Raw genomic sequence first — 19,429 nt, forward strand, 5'->3', positions numbered from 1 at the left:
ACTCCTTCGGGTGAAGGCGGCGAAGAGCGGCCGTAAATCGAATGCGCGTGCTATAAGCTCGTCTGAGGCATCCTGGTAAGGAGCCCTCGCAGCCCGGCGCCCCAGTGACCCGGGTCATTCCGTTTGGCAGTCCATCGCTCTGGCGACCCCCATTACCCTGGGACGGGGGCTCCGCCCCTGCTTCTCTCTAGAAAGGTGCGGACCGGCGTGGCCGACCGTCTCATCGTCCGTGGCGCTCGCGAACACAATCTCAAGAACGTCTCGCTCGACCTCCCCCGTGACTCCCTGATCGTCTTCACCGGGCTCTCCGGGTCGGGCAAGTCCTCCCTCGCGTTCGACACGATCTTCGCCGAGGGACAGCGTCGCTATGTCGAGTCGCTGTCCTCCTACGCCCGGCAGTTCCTCGGCCAGATGGACAAGCCGGACGTCGACTTCATCGAAGGTCTCTCGCCGGCCGTCTCCATCGACCAGAAGTCCACGTCCCGCAACCCCCGCTCGACGGTCGGCACGATCACCGAGGTCTACGACTACCTCCGGCTGCTCTTCGCCCGTATCGGCAAGCCGCACTGCCCCGAGTGCGGCCGGCCGATCACCCGCCAGTCGCCGCAGGCCATTGTCGACAAGGTCCTGGAGCTGCCCGAGGGCAGCCGCTTCCAGGTGCTGTCGCCGCTGGTCAGGGAGCGCAAGGGCGAGTTCGTCGACCTGTTCGCCGACCTCCAGACCAAGGGGTACAGCCGGGCGCGCGTCGACGGGCAGACCATCCAGCTGAGCGAGCCGCCGAAGCTCAAGAAGCAGGAGAAGCACACCATCGAGGTGGTGGTCGACCGCCTCACGGTGAAGGGCAGCGCCAAGCGGCGGCTGACCGACTCCGTCGAGACCGCGCTCGGGCTCGCCGGCGGCATGGTCGTCCTCGACTTCGTCGACCTCCCGGAGGACGACCCCGAGCGCGAGCGGATGTACTCGGAGCATCTGTACTGCCCGTACGACGACCTGTCCTTCGAGGAGCTGGAGCCCCGCTCCTTCTCCTTCAACTCGCCCTTCGGCGCCTGCCCGGACTGCACGGGCATCGGCACCCGCATGGAGGTCGACCCGGAGCTGATCGTCCCCGACGAGCAGAAGTCGCTGGACGAGGGCGCGATCCACCCCTGGTCGCACGGCCACACGAAGGAGTACTTCGGCCGGATGATCGGCGGTCTGGCGCAGGCCGTCGGCTTCAGTACGGACATGCCGTGGGCCGGGCTGCCGCAGCGCGCCAAGAAGGCCCTGCTGTACGGCCACAAGACCCAGGTCGAGGTGCGGTACAGAAACAGGTACGGCCGCGAGCGGGCGTACACCACCCCGTCCTTCGAGGGCGCGGTCTCCTTCGTCAAGCGGCGGCACTCCGAGGCGGAGAGCGACACCAGCAGGGAGCGCTTCGAGGGCTACATGCGCGAGGTGCCCTGCCCGACGTGCCACGGCACCCGCCTCAAGCCGCTCGTCCTCGCCGTCACGGTCATGGACCGGTCCATCGCCGACATCTCCGCGATGTCGATCAGCGAATGCGCCGACTTCCTCGGCAAGATGAAGCTGAACGCCAGGGACAAGCAGATCGCCGAGCGGGTCCTCAAGGAGGTCAACGAACGGCTGAGGTTCCTGGTCGACGTCGGCCTGGACTATCTCTCGCTCAACCGCGCGGCCGGCACCCTCTCCGGCGGCGAGGCGCAGCGCATCCGGCTCGCCACCCAGATCGGCTCCGGTCTGGTCGGCGTGCTCTACGTCCTGGACGAGCCGTCCATCGGCCTCCACCAGCGCGACAACCACCGGCTGATCGAGACCCTCATCCGGCTGCGCGACATGGGCAACACCCTGATCGTCGTGGAGCACGACGAGGACACCATCAAGGTGGCCGACTGGATCGTCGACATCGGCCCCGGCGCGGGCGAGCACGGCGGCAAGGTCGTCCACTCCGGCCCCTTGAAGGAGCTCCTGGCCAACGAGGAGTCGATCACCGGGCAGTACCTCGCCCACAAGAAGGCCATCCCGACGCCGGACATCCGCAGGCCGATCGACCCCGGGCGCCGGCTCACGGTGCACGGCGCGCGGGAGAACAACCTGCGGGACATCGACGTGTCGTTCCCGCTCGGCCTGTTCACCGCCGTCACGGGTGTCTCCGGATCGGGCAAGTCGACCCTGGTCAACGACATCCTCTACATGCACCTGGCCCGTGAGCTGAACGGCGCCAAATCGGTGCCGGGGCGCCACACCCGGGTCGACGGGGACGACCTGGTCGACAAGGTCGTGCATGTCGACCAGTCGCCCATCGGCCGTACGCCCCGGTCCAACCCGGCCACGTACACCGGGGTGTTCGACCATGTGCGCAAGCTCTTCGCCGAGACGATGGAGGCGAAGGTCCGCGGCTATCTGCCGGGGCGCTTCTCCTTCAACGTCAAGGGCGGACGCTGCGAGAACTGCGCGGGCGACGGCACGATCAAGATCGAGATGAACTTCCTGCCGGACGTGTACGTCCCGTGCGAGGTCTGCCACGGCGCGCGCTACAACCGGGAGACCCTGGAGGTCCACTACAAGGGCAAGTCCATCGCCGAGGTGCTGGACATGCCCATCGAGGAAGGGCTCGACTTCTTCGAGGCCGTCCCGACGATCTCGCGCCATCTCAAGACGCTCAACGAGGTGGGCCTGGGCTATGTGCGGCTCGGCCAGTCCGCGCCGACCCTCTCGGGCGGCGAGGCGCAGCGCGTGAAGCTGGCCAGCGAGCTCCAGAAGCGGTCCACGGGCCGCACGGTGTACGTGCTGGACGAGCCCACCACCGGTCTGCACTTCGACGACATCAGCAAGCTGATCACGGTGCTGTCGGGGCTGGTCGACAAGGGCAACACCGTGATCGTCATCGAGCACAACCTGGATGTCATCAAGACGGCGGACTGGGTCGTCGACATGGGTCCCGAGGGTGGCAACGGCGGCGGACTCGTCGTCGCCGAGGGCACCCCGGAGCAGGTGGCCGGGGTCGCGACCAGCCACACCGGCAAGTTCCTGCGGGAGATCCTGGACGCGGAGCGGATCAGCGACGCGGCTCCCTCGGGCCGGACGAAGTCACCGGCCCGGAAGACCGCGGCGAAGAAGACCGCGGCGAAGAAGACCGCGGCGAAGAAGACCGCGGCGAAGAAGATCGTGGCGAAGGCCGTGGCGCCTGCGGCGAGGACGGCCGCCGCCAAGAAGACGGCCGCGCGGTCCCGTAAGTCCTGACCTCGGCGGGCCGAGGCGTCGTACTGGGGCGCCTCGGCCGAACGTATGCGCGGGATCTGGGTCAGAATGGGCACCTTCCATCAATCGGCAGGATGCGAGATGAAGGTGTCCGAGCAACAGCGCGGCGACAGCGCTTCCGTCGTCCGGATCATGGCAGAGGTCCTCGGAGCCGATGAGTTGAAGCCCTCCGACAGCTTCTACGACTTCGGCGGCACGTCCCTCCAAGCGGTACGGATATGTACCCGCGTCAAGAGAGAGCTGGGCATACGGGTCTCTCCCGACACGGTTTTCGACAGCGACACGGTCGCCGACTTCAGCGCCGCCGTGCTCGCCCGCGGCGAAGCCGTCTGACGGGGACGGAGACCGACTTCTCATGTCCCGCCCGCCCCGCACATCTCGTACGCGCCGCATGTCCCGCACGCCCGGCGCGCCCGGTGGTGCGCCGCGTGAGCGGCTCATCCATGAGGCCGTCGCGCGGCAGGCCCGGCTGAGGCCGGACGCCACCGCACTCGTCTTCGCCAGTCGGCGCGTCAGCTACCGGACGCTCGACCTGGCGGCGGAGGCGTACGCCGTGGAACTGGGCCGCCTCGGGGTGGGCGCGGACCGGCTGGTGCCCGTGCTGCTGCCACGCTCGCCGCAACTGGTGGCCGTACTCCTCGCCGTACTCAAACGCGGTGCCGCCTACGCGGCACTGGACCCGAAACTGCCCGCCGACCGCCTGCGGACCGTACTCGGCATGCTGGCGCCGCCGGTCGTGGTGAGCCCGCCGGCGGCTCCGGGCGGCCCATCGCCCGTGGCGGACGCCGCGGCCCGCCCGCCCGTATGGAGTCCGCGCGACGAAGAGCTGAGCGAAGCGGCCGCACGCGCACCGGCCCCGGGCGGCCCCGCGCGCACGGAGGAAGCGATGGACGGGGGGGACGCGGTGGACGGGGCGGCGCCCGCCACCGTGTTCTTCACCTCGGGCACGACCGGCACCCCCAAGGGGGTGCTCTCACCGCACCGCGCCACCACCCGGCTCTTCGGCCCGGACGGCTTCGCCGAATTCGGCCCCGGCCGTGTGATGCCCCAGGCCGCCCCCGTCTCCTGGGACGCGCTCACCCTCGAACTGTGGAGCATGCTGACCACCGGCGGCACAGTCGTGCTCGTCGACGGCGACTACTTCCTCCCCGGCGACCTGGCCGAACTCGTCGAATCCACCGGCCTCGACACCATCTGGCTCACCGCCGCCCTCTTCAACCTCTTCGTGGACGAGGACCCCGACTGCTTCACCGGCCTGCGCCAGGTCTTCACCGGCGGTGAGCGGCTGTCCGCCCCGCACATCCGGTCCTTCCTCGCCCGCCACCCGGGAATCACGCTCCTCAACGGCTACGGCCCGGTCGAGTGCTGCGTCTTCGTCACCACCCACCGGATCCGGCCGGCCGACTGCGAGGCCGAGTACGGCATCCCGCTCGGCACACCGGTCCCCGGCACCGCGATCCATGTCCTCGACGGCGACAGCGAGGTCCCGCCCGGCGCGCTCGGTGAGATCTGCGTCTCCGGGGAGGGCCTGGCCGACGGCTATCTCGGCAACGAGCGGGCCACGGCGCGGAGTTTCGCGACGTTCGACCCCGGCACCGGCCTCAGAAGGATCTACCGCACCGGCGATCTCGGCAGACTGGACGGCGCCGGGGTGCTGCACTTCCACGGCCGCGCCGACCGGCAGATCAAGATCTCCGGGCACCGCGTCGAACCGGCCGAGACGGAGGCCGCGGCCCTGCGCCTGCCCGGGATACGGGAGTGCGCCGTGCTTCCCGTGGCCGGTGACAGCGGTGCGTACGAACGGCTGTCGATGTTCTACACCGAGGAACCGCTCGGCGGGCCGAAGGCGACCGGTGACGGCAGTGCGGACGGTGACGGCGGTGACGACGGTGACGGCGGTGTGGTCGACGGCGGCGCCGCCGGGCCGGCGGCCGTGCGGAAAGCGCTCTCGGCCGTACTGCCGCGCGCCCAAGTGCCGGACGAGGTCCGGCGGATCGGTTCCTTCCCCCGGACACCCAACGGAAAGATCGACATCGCCGCGCTGTTGGACCCGCCGGGCTGACCGACGCATGATCGGTGTTCGAGACATTCCCGCACCGGCCTCACCCGCCACCCCCCAGAGGTCCGTCCCAGTCGTTCGCACCACGAAGCGAGAAGCGATGGAACCGCGTACCTATCCGATGTCGTTCGAGCAGGAGTCGATCTGGCTCAACGACCAGTACCAGCAAGGCACGTCCCGCTATCTGGAGTCGTGGGTCCACCGGCTGCGAGGCCCCCTCGACATCGTTGCCGTCGAAGCCGCGCTGACCGGCATCGTGGCCCGGCACGAGGCGCTGCGCAGCCGGCTGGCGCTGGTGGACGGCAGCCCCCGGCAGATCGTCGTGCCGCCGGCCCGGGTCCCCGTCGACGTACGGCGGATCACGGCGGACGAGCGGGAGACCGCGCTCAGGGACGCGGTCACCCGGCAGTTGGACCTCGCCGAACCGCCGCTGCTGAAGGCCACGTTGCTGGTGACGACAGACGGCGCGGGCGGCGCGGACGGCGTGCCCGACGATCTGTCCGTGCGCGCCGGCGGCGAGTGCGTACTCGCCGTCGCGATCCACCACGCCGTCATCGACGGCTGGTGCTTCACCCTCCTCGACCAGGAGTTCAGTGAGCTGTACCGCGCCGAGGTCGAGCACCGGGCGCCCCGGCTGCCCGAACTGCCCGTCCAGTCGGGGCCGTACGCCCAGCACCAGCGGAGCGCCGACGGCGAGCACGGCGCGCGGCTGGTCGAACACTGGCGGGCCGAACTGGCCGGCGCCCCCGACGAGTCGTCCTTCCCGGCCGACCGCCCCCGCCCGCCGGCCCTGAGCCACCACGGCGGACTGGTCGAGTTCGCCGTCGACGCCGCCACGGGATCGCTGATACGCGGCCTCGCCGCCCGGCTGCGGACGACGCGCTTCGCGGTGCTGGCCGCCGCGCTCACCGCGCTGATCGGCCGGCACACCGGCCAGGACGACCTGGTCATCGGCACGCCCGTGTCGCGCCGCGACGAGCCGGAGACCGAGGACCTGATCGCCTGCCTCACCGATGTGCTGCCGCTGCGCGGACGGCCGCGCCACGACCGGTCGTTCACGGACCTGGTCGTGGAGATGAGGCATCAGGTCAGATCGACCGTCCGGCACAAGGACGTGCCGTTCAGCCATCTGGTGCGCGAGCTGGGCGTCGAGCGCACGCTGGGCCGGTTCCCGATGTTCCAGGTGGTGTTCGCGGTCGACGACGCGCCCCCGTCGGCGCTGACCCTGCCAGGTGTCGAGGCCGAGCGCTTCCAGGTGCACGGCGGGACGGCCAAGTACGACGTGTTCCTGCACCTGATGCCCGACGGCGGCGGGTACCGCGGACGCTGGGAGTACTCCGCCGACCTCTACGACCACGCGACGGCCGAGCGTCTGGCGGCCCGCTTCCTTACGCTTGTCGCCGACGCCGTCGCCCGCCCGGAGGCGGCGCTCCAGGATCTCGCGGTCACGCCGGCCGACGAGGAACGGCGGATGCTCACCGAGTGGGCGCACGGCGCGCCGCCACCGTCCGAAGTCCCGCTCGTGCACGAGGCGTTCGCGCGTTCCGCCCGGCTGACACCGGACGCGCCCGCCGTCGTCGCGCACGGGCGGACCCTGTCGTACGCGCAGCTTGACGCCGCCGCCGACCGGGTCGCCGCGCTGCTCGTCTCGCGGGGCGCCGTACGCCGCCCGGTCGGTGTCTGCACGGAGCGGACGGCGGATCTGCCGGTGGCGGTCCTCGGGGTGCTGAAGGCGGGCGGCAGCTGTGTGCCGATCGACCCGGACCACCCGGCGGAGCGGATCGCGTTCACGGCGCGGGACAGCGGGATCGGCGTCCTGCTCACCCAGCGCCGGTGCCGGCCGGCCGAACTGCCCGCGGGCGTCGAGGCGTTGCTCCTGGACGACCTCCTGGACGACCTGCCGGACGAGCAGCCGCGGCCGGTCGCTCCCGCCGTTCCGGTGGGGCGCGACGACCTGGTGTACGTCATCTACACCTCGGGCTCCACGGGGGAGCCCAAGGGCGTCGCCATGGAGCACGGCCCGCTGGCCAACCTGGTCGAGTGGCAGCGCCGCCGGTCGGCGACCGGGCTGGACACCCGTGTGGGGGCGCGCACGCTTCAGTTCGCGCCCCTCGGCTTCGATGTCGCGTTCCAGGAGATCTTCGCCACCTGGGCGGCGGGCGGCGCGCTCGTCCTCGTGGACGAACAGGCCCGCAGGGATCCCCACCAACTGCTCGACCTGATCGCGTCGGAGCGGATCGAGCGGCTGTTCCTGCCGTTCGTGGCGTTGCAGCAGCTGGTGGAGTACGCCTGCGCCGCCGGCCGGCGCTGCGACTCTCTTACGGAGGTGCTCACGGCGGGCGAACAGCTCCATGTCACGCCCGCCCTGCGCCAGTTCTTCGGCACGCTCACCTCGGCCGCGCTGGAGAACCAGTACGGCCCCTCCGAGACGCACGTCGTCACGGCGGACCGGCTGGGCCCCGACCCCGCGTCCTGGCCCGATCTGCCGAGCGTCGGGCGGCCCGTCGACGGGGCCACGGTCCTGCTGCTGGACGAGCGGCTGCGGCCGGTGCCGCCGGGCGCCGTGGGGGAGATCTGTGTGGGCGGGCCGGTGGTCGCCCGCGGCTATGTGGGACGCCCCGAGCTGACCGCCGAGAAGTTCGTGCGCGTCGACATCCCGGGCGTGGGCGTGGGCGCGGGCGCGGACACCGGCGTGGCGGCCGGCGATCGCTACTACCGCACCGGCGACCTGGCCCGACTGCTGCCCGACGGCCGGATCCAGTACGTCGGCCGGAGCGACGGCCAGGTCAAGATCCGGGGCCACCGGGTGGAGACCGGGGAGGTGGAGGCCGCCGTACGCGCCCAGCCCGGCGTGGCCGACGCGGCTGTCGTGGCCCAGGACCTCGGCCCGGGAGCCGGGAAGCGGCTCCTGGCCTACTACGTGGCCGGTGACCGGCGGCCGGCCGGTCCCGAGGAGATACGGGAAGCGCTACGCGCCCGGCTGCCCGACCCGCTGGTCCCGGCACGCTGCGTACCGGTCGACCGCTTCCCGCTCACATCGAGCGGCAAGGTCGACCGCGCGGCGCTCGCCGCGAGAACCGGCCTGGGCGAGAGCGACACCGCGCGGGCCGTCACCGCGCCACGTACGGCCACCGAGGAGCGGATCGCGCACCTGTGGTCGGCGCTGCTCGGCTCCGTCGCCGGCCCCATCGGCGTGCGCGACGACTTCTTCACGCTCGGCGGCGACTCCCTGCTGGCGACCCGGCTCGTCCTGGCGCTCCGGGAGGAGCTGGACGTGCGGGTGCCGCTCCGTTCGGTCTTCACCTCACCGACCGTCGCGGGCCTCGCGGCACTCGTGGACGCGTCCTCCGTAGGACGGCGTACGGTACTCGCCCCCGAAAACTCGACCGAAAACCCGCCCGGACTCCTCCCCGAACTCCCGCCCGGTCTCGACGGCGACATCCGGCTCGCCCCTGACATCGTTGCCGCCGACGACATCCGCACCGTCGTCCCCGACCCGGAACGGATCCTCCTCACCGGTGCCACGGGCTTCCTCGGCGCCTTCCTCCTGAAGGAGTTGCTGCGCCGGACCGACGCCACCGTCCACTGTCTGGTGCGCGGCAGCGACCAGCTGAACGCCGAGAGGCGGCTGCGCTCGACCCGTGCCTCGTACGGCCTCACCGACCCGTCCACCGAGCACCGCGTCAGCGTCGTCGCGGGTGATCTTGCCCGGCCCCGACTCGGCCTGTCGGCCGCCGGCTTCGACCGGCTCGCCCGCACCGTCGACGCCGTCTACCACGCCGGAGCCGCCGTCAACCTGGTCTTCTCCTACGAGCGGCTGAGAGACGCCAACGTGTACGGCACGCAGGAGATCCTGCGGCTGGCCGCCCTCCACCGCACCGTACCCGTCCACCACGTCTCGACCGCCGGCGTGTACGGAGGCGATGCCGGGAGCCCGTACGGCGCCGTGGGCGCGCCCGGTCGCCCCGTACGTCCCGAGGACCCGACCGGACCGCCCGCCGCCCTGGAGCACGGCTACACGCGGACCAAATGGGCCGCGGAGCAGCTCGCCGAGGCCGCACGCGCCCGGGGGCTGCCCGTCTCCGTCTACCGGCCGACCCGCATCACCGGCGAGTCGACCACCGGCGTCTGCCAGACCGGCGACTTCATGTGGCTGCTGCTCAAGGGCTGCGTCCAGTCGGGTGTGGCCCCGGCGGGCGTCGACACGGCCTTCGACCTCGTGCCGGTGGACTTCGTCAGCGCCGCCGTGGTGGCGCTCTCCCGCCAACCCCGGTCGGCGGGGCGGACCTTCCACCTCGCGGGGGAGCGCACGCTGCGCATGGACACCGCCGTCGCGCGGCTGCGCGCACTCGGCCACGCGGTCGAGGACGTCCCGGCCGCCGACTGGCTCGCCGCGACCGAGGCGGATCCCGGCAACGCCGCCTTCCCGCTGCTCTCGGCCATGGCGGCCGAGACGCGCGGCGGGGGCTCGGAGGGGAGCTTGCTCTTCGACGCGCGGGACACCCGGCGCGCGCTGGAGGGCACCGGGATCGTCTGCCCCGACATCGACGAAGAGCTCTTCCGTACGTACGTCGAGTACTTCACCCGTACGGGATTCCTGCCGCCACCGGCGATGTCCCGCGCCGCCGCCGACCCGCTCTCCCGCTACGACACCTCGGCCTCATAAGGAGGCTCAGCGCCGGTGCGGGAGCAGGTGACGGCGGCGGCGCGGGCGGCGAAGCCGAGGACGTCCCGCCAGCCGCCCGCGCCGAGCGCGTCCAGCGCCCGCTCCGACAGGGCGTCGCGGACGGCCAGTTGGTGCAGCAGCGCCGCGTTCACGGTGTCGCCCGCGCCGATCGTGTCCACGACGTCGACCGGGGCGGCCGGTACGGAGATCTCCGCCCCCGCCCGCGTCCGTACGGTCAGCCCGCCGACCCCCCGCGTCAGCACCACGGCCGCCGGGCCGCGCGGCACGCCCCCGAGCCACCGCGCGTCCTCCTCGGAGAGCTTCAGGAGCGACACGTACGGCAGCCACCGCGCGAAGCGCGAGCGGTAGGCGTCGGCGTCCGGGATCACCGGCGGCCGGATGTTCGGGTCGAGCAGCGTGAAGACCCCGCGGTCCGCCTCCCGGCGCAGCAGCGCCTCGTAGGCGCTCGCGCCCGGTTCGAGTACGAGCGAACAGGTGCCCAGGGCGAGCGCCCTTGTCGACGGCGGCAGTTGGGGCGGCAGTTCGAAGAGCCGGTCGGCGGTGCCCCGGGCGTAGAAGCCGTAGCCGGCCGAACCGTCGCTTCCCACGGAGGCGACGGCGAGCGTCGTCGGTTCGGGACCGCGCTGGACGAGGGAGGTGTCGACGCGCGCCGACCGCAGCCCCTCCAGCAGGGCCGTACCGAAGCCGTCCGTGGAGACGCGCGAGCAGAAGGCGGTCCGCGTCCCGAGCCGGCCGAGGGCGACGGCGGTGTTGTACGGGCCGCCGCCGAGCCGGGGCAGCAAGGGCGGCAGCGGGCCGCCGGCCCCGTCCGCCGGGCCGGCGGCGGCCGGGCGCGGGACCAGGTCGATCAGGGACTCTCCGGCGACGACGATCACGCCGCCGAACGTAACCCACCGTCCCCAGGTGCGACAGCGTGTGTGCCGGCGGGGGTGATGACGCCCGGGGACGGCGCCGGAACCGCCACCGGTAGGGTCGAACGCAGTGCCAGCCTTCTGACCAGTGGAGACACCATGCCCGCCCGGCCCACCCCCCGTCGTACCGTCCTGAAGGGTGTCGCGCTCGCCGGCGCGGCCGGTGCCGGCCTGGCCGCCTGTTCCACCGAGTCCGAACTGGGGCACGCGCAGGTGCCGACCCCGACCACCCCGGTCGACCTCGGCGCGGCCGACGCGGTGCCGGTCGGCGGCGTCAAGCTCTACCGCGAGGAGCGTCTGGTGGTGAGCTGCCCCGCCGAAGGCCAGTACAAGGCGTTCAGCGCGCAGTGCACCCACGCGGGCTGCGTGCTCGACAAGGTGGAGGGCACCGAGGGCAACTGCCCCTGCCACGGCAGCCGATTCGACGTCACGACCGGCAAGGCGACGAAGGGTCCGGCGACGGTCCCGCTGCCCGAGGTGCCGATCAGCGCGAAGGACGGCAGGCTCGTCGTGGGCCCCGGCGCCTGAGCCCATCCGCGACACCTCATCCGCACCCCTTCCGCCCCTTCTCCGCCCCCTCGCGCGGCACCCGGCGGAACACCCCCGGCACAGCCGTGCGACACCCCTTGGACCCACCCGGCGCGGCCCGCGCTGTCGGTGCCCGCAAGTAGGGTGGAGTCCATGGCCGACCCCTCCAGCTACCGCCCCAAGCCGGGACAGATCCCCGACTCCCCGGGGGTCTACAAATTCCGTGACGATCACCGCCGGGTGATCTACGTCGGGAAGGCCAAGAGCCTGCGCCCCCGGCTCTCCAGCTACTTCCAGGATCTGGCGAATCTCCACCCGCGCACCCGCACGATGGTCACCACGGCCGCCTCCGTCGAGTGGACCGTCGTCTCCACCGAGGTCGAGGCGCTCCAGCTGGAGTACTCGTGGATCAAGGAGTACGACCCCCGGTTCAACGTCAAGTACCGCGACGACAAGAGCTATCCGTATCTCGCGGTCACGCTGAACGAGGAATTCCCGCGCGTGCAGGTCATGCGCGGAGCCAAGAAGAAGGGCGTGCGCTACTTCGGCCCGTACGGCCACGCGTGGGCCATCCGCGAGACCGTCGACCTGATGCTCCGGGTCTTCCCCGTACGTACCTGCTCCGCGGGGGTGTTCAAGAACGCGGAGCGCACCGGACGCCCCTGCCTCCTCGGCTACATCGGCAAGTGCTCGGCGCCCTGCGTCGGCCGCGTCACCCCGGACGAGCACCGCCAACTGGCCGAGGAGTTCTGCGACTTCATGGCCGGCCGCACCGGCGCGTACATCCGCCGGCTGGAACAGCGGATGGCGAGCGCCGCCGAGGACCTGGAGTACGAGAAGGCGGGCCGGCTGCGCGACGACATAGGGGCGCTGCGCCGGGCGATGGAGAAGAGCGCCGTCGTCCTCGCCGACGCCACCGACGCCGATCTGATCGCCGTCGCCGAGGACGAACTGGAAGCGGCCGTACAGATCTTCCACGTCCGTGGCGGACGGGTCCGCGGCCAGCGCGGCTGGGTCACCGACAAGGTCCAGGCGGTCGACACGGCGGGCCTCGTCGAGCACGCGCTCCAGCAGTTGTACGGGGAGGAGAGCGGCGACTCGGTTCCCAAGGAGGTTCTTGTCCCGGCCCTGCCCGTGGACCCGGTGGAGACCGAGGCCCTCGGCCAGTGGCTGAGCGAGCGCCGCGGCTCGCAGGTGTCGCTGCGCATCCCGCGGCGCGGTGACAAGAAGGACCTGATGGTGACGGTGGGGCGCAACGCCCAGCAGTCCCTCGTCCTGCACAAGACGAAGCGGGCGAGCGACCTGACGACGCGCTCGCGCGCCCTGGAGGAGATCGCGCGGGCCCTCGGGCTGGACAGTGTGCCGCTGCGTATCGAGTGCTTCGACATCTCGCACCTCCAGGGTGACGACGTGGTCGCCTCGATGGTCGTCTTCGAGGACGGCCTCGCCCGCAAGAGCGAATACCGCCGCTTCCAGATCAAGGGCTTCGAGGGCCAGGACGACGTCCGCTCCATGCACGAGGTGATCGGCCGGCGCTTCAAGCGCTACCTCGCCGAGAAGGAGCGCACGGGGGAGTGGACGGCGGAGGAGGAGGACGGAGCCACCGACCAGGACCCGACCGCCCCCACCGAGCCCGGCCGGGACGCCCGGCACACCGACAACGCCCAGCACGCCGAGAACACACAGAACACCCAGGACGCCCAGGACCCCCAGGACGGCGTCCCCGGTCCGTCCCTCAAGGACGACGACGGCAGGCCCAAGCGCTTCGCCTACCCGCCCCAGCTGGTCGTGGTCGACGGCGGGCAGCCCCAGGTCGCCGCCGCCAAGCGGGCCATGGACGAGCTGGGCATCGACGACGTCGCCGTCTGCGGTCTCGCCAAGCGCCTCGAAGAGGTCTGGGTGCCCGATGACGACGACCCCGTGGTGCTGCCCCGCTCCAGCGAAGGCCTGTACCTTCTCCAGCGCGTACGTGACGAGGCCCACCGCTTCGCCATCACCTATCAGCGGGCCAAACGGGCCAAACGCATCCGGACCAGCCCCCTGGACGACGTCCCCGGCCTCGGCGAGACCCGGAAGCAGGCGCTCATCAAGCATTTCGGCTCGGTGAAGAAGCTCCGGCAGGCCACAATCGAGCAGATCTGTGAGGTGCCGGGGCTCGGCCGCAAGACGGCCGAGTCCGTGGCCGTGGCCCTCGCGCAGGCGGCACCGGCCGCGCCCGCTGTGAACACGGCGACAGGAGAGATCATGGAAGACGACGGGGGCAGCACGCATGACTGAGCAAGACCGGGACGGAGTGGCAGACGTGAGTACGGGTAAGCCCAACGAGACCGCCGAGGGGCCGGCCGAGGAAGCCGGCGCGGGAACCACCGGGGCGACCGCAGGGGAGCCCACCGAAGTGACCGCCGGGGCGGCCGTCCCCGAGGGAACCGCCCCCGAGCCCGCCATCCCCGAGCTGGTGATCATCTCCGGCATGTCGGGAGCGGGCCGCAGCACGGCAGCCAAGTGTCTTGAGGACCTGGGCTGGTTCGTCGTGGACAACCTGCCGCCCGCGCTGATCCCCACCATGGTGGAGCTCGGCGCCCGCTCGCAGGGCAACGTGGCCCGGATCGCCGTCGTGGTCGACGTCCGGGGACGCCGCTTCTTCGACAACCTCCGCGAGTCCCTGGCCGACCTCGACGCCAAACAGGTCACCCGGCGGATCGTGTTCCTGGAGTCCTCCGACGAGGCCCTGGTCCGCCGTTTCGAGTCCGTACGCCGTCCGCACCCCCTCCAGGGGGACGGCCGCATCGTGGACGGCATCGAGGCCGAGCGCGACCTGCTGCGCGAACTGCGCGGCGACGCCGACCTGGTGATCGACACCTCCAGCCTCAACGTCCACGAGCTGCGCGCCAAGATGGACGCCCAGTTCGCCGGCGACGAGGAGCCGGAGCTGCGGGCCACCGTCATGTCGTTCGGCTACAAGTACGGCCTGCCGGTCGACGCCGACCTCGTGGTCGACTGCCGCTTCCTGCCGAACCCGCACTGGGTCCCCGAGCTGCGCCCCTTCACCGGCCTCAACGAGGAGGTGTCCGGCTATGTCTTCAACCAGCCGGGCGCCAAGGAGTTCCTGGACCGCTACACGGAGCTGCTGGAGCTGATCGCCACCGGTTACCGCCGCGAGGGCAAGCGCTATGTGACCGTCGCCGTCGGCTGCACCGGCGGCAAGCACCGCTCCGTCGCCATGTCGGAGAAGCTGGGCGCCCGGCTGGCCGCCGAGGGGATGGAGACCGTGGTCGTCCACCGGGACATGGGGCGCGAGTGACGGGACGCAACTTCCGGCTGCGGCGGCTGCGCAGGGCCGCACCGGCGCTGGCCGGGCGTGGGCGCGGCGCGCAGCCCAAGGTCGTCGCGCTCGGCGGCGGCATGGGGCTGTCCGCCTCCCTGACGGCGCTGCGCCGGATCACCGGCGACCTCACGGCGGTCGTCACGGTCGCCGACGACGGCGGCTCCAGCGGCCGGCTCCGCGAGGAGCTGGGCGTGCTGCCGCCCGGTGATCTGCGCAAGGCGCTGGCGGCGCTGTGCGGCGACGACGACTGGGGCCAGACCTGGGCCCGGGTCATCCAGCACCGCTTCCAGTCCAAGGGCGACCTGCACGAGCACGCGGTCGGCAATCTGCTGATCGTCGCCCTCTGGGAACAGCTCGGCGACCATGTCCTGGCCCTGGACCTGGTCGGCAAGCTCCTCGGCGCCCACGGCAGGGTGCTGCCGATGTCCGCGGTGCCGCTGGAGCTCCAGGCGCTCGTACGGGGCCACGACCCGGCCCGCCCGGACGACATCGACACCGTACGGGGACAGGCCACGGTCGCCCTGACCCGTGGCGAGGTGCAGTCCGTGCATCTCGTGCCGAACGACCCGCCGGCGGTGCCCGAGGCCGTCGCCGCCGTCCTCGACGCCGACTGGGTGGTGCTCGGCCCCGGCTCCTGGTTCTCGTCCGTGATCCCCCATCTGCTCGTGCCGGAGCTGCTCGACGCGCTCGTCGAGACGAAGGCCCGCCGGGTCCTCTCGCTGAACCTCGCACCGCAACCCGGTGAAACCGATGGCTTCTCACCGCAGCGTCATTTGGAGGTTTTGGGACGACACGCCCCTAAACTCGCCCTGGACGTGGTGCTGGCCGACGAGGCCGCCGTGCCCGACAGCGAATCACTCTCCGATGCCGCGAAGCGGCTCGGTGCCGCGGTCGAGCTGGCTCCCGTGGCCCGACCCGATGGACTTCCGAAGCATGACCCGGAGCTGTTGGCCGCCGCGTACGACCGTATTTTTCGGATGCATGGAAGGATCGGCCCATGGCGATGACGGCAGCGGTTAAGGACGAGATCGCCCGGCTTCCCGTCACCCGTACGTGCTGCAGGAAGGCGGAAGTCTCGGCGATTCTGCGGTTCGCGGGTGGTCTGCACCTCGTGAGCGGTCGCATTGTGATCGAGGCGGAGCTGGACACCAGCATCGCCGCGCGCCGGCTCCGCAAGGACATCCTGGAGATCTTCGGGCACAACTCCGAGCTGGTGGTGATGGCCCCCGGCGGACTCCGCCGCGGCAGCCGTTACGTCGTACGGGTGATTACCGGCGGTGACCAGTTGGCCCGTCAGACCGGTCTGGTCGACGGCCGCGGCCGGCCGATCCGCGGACTGCCTCCACAGGTGGTCTCCGGCGCGACCTGTGACGCCGAGGCGGCCTGGCGGGGCGCGTTCCTCGCGCACGGCTCGCTCACCGAGCCGGGGCGCTCCTCCTCGCTGGAGGTGACCTGCCCGGGGCCGGAGGCGGCCCTCGCGCTCGTGGGCGCGGCCCGCAGACTCCAGATCCCGTCCAAGGCGCGCGAGGTGCGTGGCGTGGACCGGGTCGTCGTGCGGGACGGGGACGCGATCGGGGCGCTGCTGACGCGGCTCGGGGCGCACGAGTCGGTGCTGGCGTGGGAGGAGCGGCGGATGCGCCGCGAGGTCCGCGCGACGGCCAACCGGCTCGCCAACTTCGACGACGCGAACCTGCGCCGCTCGGCCCGCGCGGCGGTGGCGGCCGGTGCCCGGGTGCAGCGGGCGCTGGAGATCCTGGGCGAGGAGGTGCCCGAGCACCTCGCCGCGGCGGGTCGTCTGCGGATGGAGCACAAGCAGGCGTCGCTGGAGGAGCTGGGCGCGCTCGCCGACCCGGCGCTCACCAAGGACGCGGTGGCGGGACGGATCCGCAGGCTGCTGGCCATGGCGGACAAGAAGGCGCAGGATCTGGGCATTCCGGGGACCGAGTCGACGCTGTCGGAGGAGATGGCGGACGGCCTCGTCGGCTGAGCTGCCTCCCCGGGATCTTCTCGGGACAGGACAGCTGAGCGCTCTCCTCTGCAGGCCGAGGCGCAGGTACGCCAGGGCGCGCCGCCCGTACGACCGCAGGACGTCAACGTGCCGCTGCCGGTACCCCAACGGGGCCGACAGCGGCATTTTGCATGGCCTTGACGCGCTCTTGACATGATCATGCAGGTTGGTGAGCCTGGCGGCGTCCCGTCACGCCTGTGGCGGACCACAGCAAGGGGGGCACATGAGACGCGGAGCGAGATCGATCCTCGCGGCGGGCGCACTGTTGCTGGGCGGAATCACGGCGGCACCCGGCGCCCAGGCCGAAACCGCCACCGAAAGGTCCCAGGCCCCGGCCGAGGACACCCTGAAGGTCTTCGACGTCGAGGTCACCACCGAGCAGGTGCCACTGCTCATCGCGGCCGGTCAGGACGCCCACGAGCTGGGCGAATCCCCGCCGCAGGGCGGTACGGCGAAGGTCGAGCTGTTCCTCACCGACGACCAGGCGCGCGATCTGGCGGACCAGGGCGTCGATGTCACCGAGCGGACGATCTCCGCGCAAACGGAATCCCGGCTGAAGGCGGCCGGGGACGGTGTCTACCGCCCGTACAGCGGTCCGGGCAATCTCCAGCAGGAGATCGAGGAGACCGGCGCGGCCCACCCCGGGCTCACCAAGGTCGTCTCCATCGGCAGGACGGTCCAGGGCAAGGACATCCTCGCCCTCAAGCTGACCAAGGGCGCGGCCAAGGCCAAGGACGGCGCCAAGCCCTCCGTGCTCTACATGTCCAACCAGCACGCCAGGGAGTGGATCACTCCCGAGATGACGCGACGGCTGATGCACCACTATCTGGACAACTACGGCAAGGACCCGAGGATCACGAAGATCGTCGACTCCACCGAGCTGTGGTTCGTCCCGTCCGCCAACCCCGACGGCTACGACTGGACCCATGCCGCCGAGGCCAACCGCCTCTGGCGCAAGAACCTCCGCGACGTCAACGGCGACGGCGTCATCAGCCGCGGCGACGGCATCGACCTGAACCGGAACTTCACCTACAAGTGGGGCTACGACAACGAGGGTTCGTCCCCGCAGTCCACCAGCGAGACCTACCGGGGCGCCTCTCCCGGCTCCGAGCCCGAGACCCGGGCGATCGACCGCTTCCAGAAGCGCATCGGATTCGACTACGGCATCAATTACCACTCCGCCGCCGAACTGCTCCTCTACGGCGTGGGATGGCAGGTCGCCACCCCGACCCCCGACGACATCCTCTACCGGTCGCTCGCCGGCACCCCCGAGAACTCCGCCGTGCCCGGCTACTACCCGCAGGTCTCCTCCGAGCTGTACACCACCAACGGGGAGGCCGACGGACACGGCGCCAACGTCAACGGGATCATGATGTTCACCCCGGAGATGACCACCTGCCAGACGGTCTCCGACAGCATCCCCGACGACGCCTGGGAGGCGAGGGACTGCCGGTCCGGCTTCAACTTCCCCGACGACGAGAAGCTGATCCAGGCGGAGTTCGCCAAGAACATCCCCTTCGCGCTCTCCGTCGCCGAGACCGCCGCCCACCCCGACCAGCCGTCGTCCCCGGTCGGCCTGAGCGCCCCCGACTTCACCCCCGACACCTTCACCACCTCCTACGGACGCGGCGCCGACCAGGACGTCGCCGTCACCGCCCGTAAGTCACTGCGTGACAAGGAGCTGAACTACCGGATCAACGGCGGCCGTACGCACGACGAGGACCTCCGGGCCTGGAAGGGCGGCGAGACCTACGGCGGCGAGGACAACCTCCACTTCGACGAGTACCGCGCCGAGACCGAGGACGCCGGCCCGGGCGACCGCGTCGAGGTCTGGTTCACCGGCCGTACGAAGAGCGGCAAGCGCACCACCAGTGACCGCTTCACCTACACCGTCGCCGAGCGCCCCAGGGCCGACACCCTCGTCGTCGCCGAGGAGGGCGCGCCCGCCCAGCACGCGAAGGCGTACGTCGACGCGCTGCGCGCCAACGGCCGCACCGCCGCCGTCTGGGACGTCGCCGCACAGGGCGCACCGCACCCCCTGGGAGTCCTGAGCCACTTCTCCACCGTCGTCCACCACACCGGCGCGGGGGTCCCGGGCGGCGACACCCAACTGGCGGTCCGCGACTTCCTCAACGAGGGCGGCAAGCTCATCGAGGCGGGCGAGCAGACCGGCGGGAACGCGCAGGTCGGCCGCACCCGGACGAACGACTTCAGCCAGTACTACCTCGGCGCCTACGGGCGGACCTCCACGGCGGGCGCCACCGGCTTCACCGGGACCGGAGTGCTCCTCGGGGCGTCGGGACCGCTCGGCGCGGCCCCCGGCAACCCGCTGGACCAGGCCGGTACGTACACCGTCACCTCCACCGTCCTCGCCCCGGACCTCTTCCCGCGGTTCACCAGCGCGGCGGCGGGGGCGTACGCCACCGGGACCGGCGCGGCGGCGGTCACCACGAAGGACACCGTCCTGCTCGGCTTCGGGCTGGAGCAGATCACCGACGCGGAACGGCGCGCGGCGCTGCTCGGGAAGGCGCTGCGGGCCCTGCGGGGCTGACCGCGCCCGCGGCGCCGACGCCGCGGCCGCCTCGCCGGCGGCGTCCCCTCCCCTACCGGGGGGTACGGGACGCCGCCGGTCCGCGCCGCCCACTCGATGTCA

Annotated in this window: 11 protein-coding genes; 10 read left to right on the forward strand and 1 reads right to left on the reverse strand. The window is 71.6% G+C overall.

Features of this window, described 5'->3' with window-relative positions:
• The first annotated feature begins 207 nt into the window (after window positions 1–207).
• The 4 genes from uvrA to OG700_RS30730 all read left to right on the forward strand — a co-directional run bounded on the left by uvrA (window position 208) and on the right by OG700_RS30730 (window position 9,983).
• On the forward strand, window positions 208–3,240 hold the full coding sequence (gene uvrA / locus OG700_RS30715; RefSeq protein WP_405619239.1) for an excinuclease ABC subunit UvrA: 3,033 nt from the start codon (window positions 208–210) through the stop codon (window positions 3,238–3,240).
• Between the two features lie 99 nt (window positions 3,241–3,339).
• Window positions 3,340–3,591, forward strand: a complete 252-nt coding sequence (locus OG700_RS30720; protein WP_405619241.1) for an acyl carrier protein — start codon at window positions 3,340–3,342, stop codon at window positions 3,589–3,591.
• 58 nt (window positions 3,592–3,649) lie between these two features.
• The gene (locus OG700_RS30725) at window positions 3,650–5,320 is read left to right on the forward strand and encodes an amino acid adenylation domain-containing protein (protein ID WP_405619243.1); all 1,671 of its coding nucleotides are present in this window, start codon (window positions 3,650–3,652) and stop codon (window positions 5,318–5,320) included.
• A 97-nt stretch (window positions 5,321–5,417) separates the two neighbouring features.
• Entirely contained in the window at window positions 5,418–9,983 is a 4,566-nt protein-coding gene (locus tag OG700_RS30730) for a non-ribosomal peptide synthetase (protein WP_405619245.1), read from the forward strand.
• Here OG700_RS30730 and OG700_RS30735 read toward each other — a convergent pair.
• On the reverse strand, window positions 9,962–10,879 hold the full coding sequence (locus OG700_RS30735) for a carbohydrate kinase (RefSeq protein WP_405619247.1): 918 nt from the start codon (window positions 10,877–10,879) through the stop codon (window positions 9,962–9,964). The genes OG700_RS30730 and OG700_RS30735 overlap by 22 nt on opposite strands.
• Before the next feature lie 135 nt (window positions 10,880–11,014).
• Here OG700_RS30735 and OG700_RS30740 point away from each other — a divergent pair, with 135 nt between their 5' ends.
• The 6 genes from OG700_RS30740 to OG700_RS30765 all read left to right on the forward strand — a co-directional run bounded on the left by OG700_RS30740 (window position 11,015) and on the right by OG700_RS30765 (window position 19,327).
• Complete coding sequence (locus OG700_RS30740) at window positions 11,015–11,443, forward strand: Rieske (2Fe-2S) protein (protein ID WP_405619249.1); 429 nt, start codon at window positions 11,015–11,017, stop codon at window positions 11,441–11,443.
• A 153-nt stretch (window positions 11,444–11,596) separates the two neighbouring features.
• Window positions 11,597–13,720: an excinuclease ABC subunit UvrC gene (uvrC, locus tag OG700_RS30745; RefSeq protein ID WP_405619251.1), complete on the forward strand. Its 2,124-nt coding sequence runs from the start codon at window positions 11,597–11,599 to the stop codon at window positions 13,718–13,720.
• Window positions 13,713–14,744, forward strand: a complete 1,032-nt coding sequence (gene rapZ / locus OG700_RS30750; RefSeq protein ID WP_405619253.1) for an RNase adapter RapZ — start codon at window positions 13,713–13,715, stop codon at window positions 14,742–14,744. Before uvrC ends, rapZ begins: the two co-directional genes overlap by 8 nt.
• Entirely contained in the window at window positions 14,741–15,775 is a 1,035-nt protein-coding gene (gene yvcK, locus OG700_RS30755; RefSeq protein WP_405619255.1) for a uridine diphosphate-N-acetylglucosamine-binding protein YvcK, read from the forward strand. The genes rapZ and yvcK overlap by 4 nt, the downstream gene beginning before the upstream one ends.
• Window positions 15,766–16,755 (forward strand): DNA-binding protein WhiA, encoded by a 990-nt coding sequence (whiA, locus tag OG700_RS30760; protein WP_023542507.1) that lies wholly within the window; start codon window positions 15,766–15,768, stop codon window positions 16,753–16,755. Before yvcK ends, whiA begins: the two co-directional genes overlap by 10 nt.
• 637 nt (window positions 16,756–17,392) lie before the next feature.
• A complete protein-coding gene (locus OG700_RS30765; RefSeq protein ID WP_405622093.1) occupies window positions 17,393–19,327 on the forward strand; it encodes a M14 family metallopeptidase in 1,935 nt (644 codons plus the stop codon).
• Window positions 19,328–19,429: the final 102 nt, after the last annotated feature.

This window comes from Streptomyces sp. NBC_01508, assembly GCF_045040315.1.
Taxonomy (GTDB): Bacteria; Actinomycetota; Actinomycetes; order Streptomycetales; family Streptomycetaceae; genus Streptomyces.

Bases quoted from the DNA above. Each gene is read 5' to 3' on its own strand.
- OG700_RS30740 (WP_405619249.1), top strand. From the start codon at position 11,015: ATGCCCGCCCGGCCCACCCCCCGTCGTACCGTCCTGAAGGGTGTCGCG.
- uvrC (WP_405619251.1), top strand. From the start codon at position 11,597: ATGGCCGACCCCTCCAGCTACCGCCCCAAGCCGGGACAGATCCCCGAC.
- OG700_RS30730 (WP_405619245.1), top strand. From the start codon at position 5,418: ATGGAACCGCGTACCTATCCGATGTCGTTCGAGCAGGAGTCGATCTGG.
- whiA (WP_023542507.1), top strand. From the start codon at position 15,766: ATGGCGATGACGGCAGCGGTTAAGGACGAGATCGCCCGGCTTCCCGTC.
- rapZ (WP_405619253.1), top strand. From the start codon at position 13,713: ATGACTGAGCAAGACCGGGACGGAGTGGCAGACGTGAGTACGGGTAAG.
- OG700_RS30720 (WP_405619241.1), top strand. From the start codon at position 3,340: ATGAAGGTGTCCGAGCAACAGCGCGGCGACAGCGCTTCCGTCGTCCGG.
- OG700_RS30725 (WP_405619243.1), top strand. From the start codon at position 3,650: ATGTCCCGCACGCCCGGCGCGCCCGGTGGTGCGCCGCGTGAGCGGCTC.